Consider the following 1,904-nt stretch of genomic DNA (forward strand, 5'->3'; position numbering starts at 1 on the left):
CCGCGTCCCCACGGCGCCTGTCGCGCCCGTGCAGCCCGAACCGGCCACCGCGCCGGATGCCGCCCAGCAGGCCGAGGCCACCAGCTTCGAAGCGTGGAAGCGGGATTTCGCGCGCAAGGCGCTGGACGCCGGCATCTCGGAGAAAACCGTGCGCAGCGCACTGGAGCCTGCCCGGCTGCAGCGGCGCGCGGTGCAGCTGGACCGCTCGCAGCCAGAGTTCACACGCACGCCCTGGCAGTACCTGGACAGCGCCGTCTCGGCCCAGCGCATTGCCCAGGGCCGTGCCAAGCTGCGCGAAGCGGCTGCACCGCTGCAGGCGGCCAGCCAGCGCCATGGCGTGCCGGCCGAGGTGATCGCCGCCATCTGGGGCATGGAAAGCAATTACGGCAGCAACTTCGGCAACTTCCCCACCGTCGATGCGCTGGCCACCCTGGCCTTCGACGGCCGGCGCGCGGCCTGGGCTCAGAAGGAGTTGCTGGCCGCCCTGCGCATCATCGACAACGGCGACATCGATGCGGCCCACATGATCGGCTCCTGGGCCGGCGCCATGGGCCATACGCAGTTCCTGCCCTCGGTCTTCCTGGCCTATGCGGTGGATGCCGATGGCGATGGCCGCCGCGACATCTGGGGCAGCCTGCCCGATGTGACGGCCTCCACGGCGAACTACCTGGCCCATTCGGGCTGGAAGACGGGCGAGCCCTGGGCCGTCGAAGTGCGCCTGCCGGCAGGCTTTGACCATGCACGCGCCGAGACCAGCGTGCGCCAGGACAGCGCGCAATGGGCGGCCGAGGGCGTGCAGGCCGTGGACGGCTCCGCCCTGCCCGCCATGGCCGATGCCAGCGTGATCGCACCGGCCGGCGCGCGCGGCCCGGCCTTCATGGTGGGCGCCAACTTCCGCACCATCCTGCGCTACAACAACTCCGTGAATTACGCGCTGGGCGTGGGCCTGCTGTCGCAGCAGCTGGCCGGTGGCCCGGACGTGCAGGCGGCCTGGCCGCGCGATCTGGCACCGCTGTCGCGCGAGCAGTTGCGCGCCTTGCAGGCCGCGCTCAACGAACGGGGATTTTCGGCCGGCACGGCCGATGGCGTGATGGGCCCGGCCACGCGCGCGGGCCTGCGCCAGTTCCAGCAAAGCCAGGGCCTGGTGGCCGACGGCTATCCCACGCTGGAGCTGCTGCAGAAACTGCAGCCCTGAACGCTCACCCGGCGGCGCTGCCCGGCTCCGGGTAGGTGACGTCCAGCACTTCCAGCGTGCGCACACCTGCGGGGGTGGGCAGGGCCACCTCGTCGCCCACACGGGCCTTGAGCAGGGCGCGCGAGACGGGTGCGATCCAGCTGACCTGCTGGCGTGCGCTGTCGGCCTCGTCGATGCCCATGATGGTGATGGTGCGCTCCTCGCCCTCGTCATCGACATAGGTGACGGTGGCGCCGAAGTAGATCTGCTCGCTGCCGGCATGCACGGAGGGATCGACCACCTCGGCGATCTCCAGCCGCTTGGTCAGAAAGCGGATGCGCCGGTCGATCTCGCGCAGGCGCTTCTTGCCGTAGAGATAGTCGCCGTTCTCGGAGCGGTCGCCATTGCTGGCCGCCCAGTGCACGATCTCCACGATGCGCGGGCGCTCGTTGTCGATCAGGTCCAGCAGCTCCGTCTTCAGCCGCTCGAAGCCCTGGGGCGTGATGTAGTTCTTGCCGCCCGGCGGCAAGGGCGGCAGGCCGACTTCATCATCGTCGTCGCCGTCGGATTCCTTGGTGAAAGCCTTGCTCATAGGGAGCCGATCTTCACACAGATCACCGCAGCAGGCGAAGACGCCGCACAAACCTCGACACCAACTGAGCACAAACGAAAAAGCCTCAGAACTTTGCAGTTCTGAGGCTTGTCGTTTTGGTGCGGCTGGCAGGAATCG

Annotated in this window: 2 protein-coding genes; one reads left to right on the top strand and one right to left on the bottom strand. The window is 69.0% G+C overall.

Annotation, left to right across the window (positions count from 1 at the left end):
• On the top strand, positions 1-1,195 hold a 1,195-nt coding region (locus L995_RS25020; protein WP_052195866.1), incomplete at its 5' end, for a lytic murein transglycosylase.
• Positions 1,196-1,199: 4 nt separating this feature from the next.
• Here the strand turns inward: L995_RS25020 and greB are convergent.
• Positions 1,200-1,766, bottom strand: coding sequence for a transcription elongation factor GreB (greB, locus tag L995_RS25025; RefSeq protein WP_046242094.1), 567 nt, complete (start codon positions 1,764-1,766; stop codon positions 1,200-1,202).
• Between the last annotated feature and the right edge of the window lie 138 nt (positions 1,767-1,904).

It is taken from the genome of Delftia sp. ZNC0008 (genome assembly GCF_000799035.1).
In the GTDB taxonomy this organism is placed as follows: Bacteria; Pseudomonadota; Gammaproteobacteria; order Burkholderiales; family Burkholderiaceae_C; genus Comamonas; species Comamonas tsuruhatensis.

Bases quoted from the DNA above. Each gene is read 5' to 3' on its own strand.
- greB (WP_046242094.1), bottom strand. From the start codon at position 1,766: ATGAGCAAGGCTTTCACCAAGGAATCCGACGGCGACGACGATGATGAA.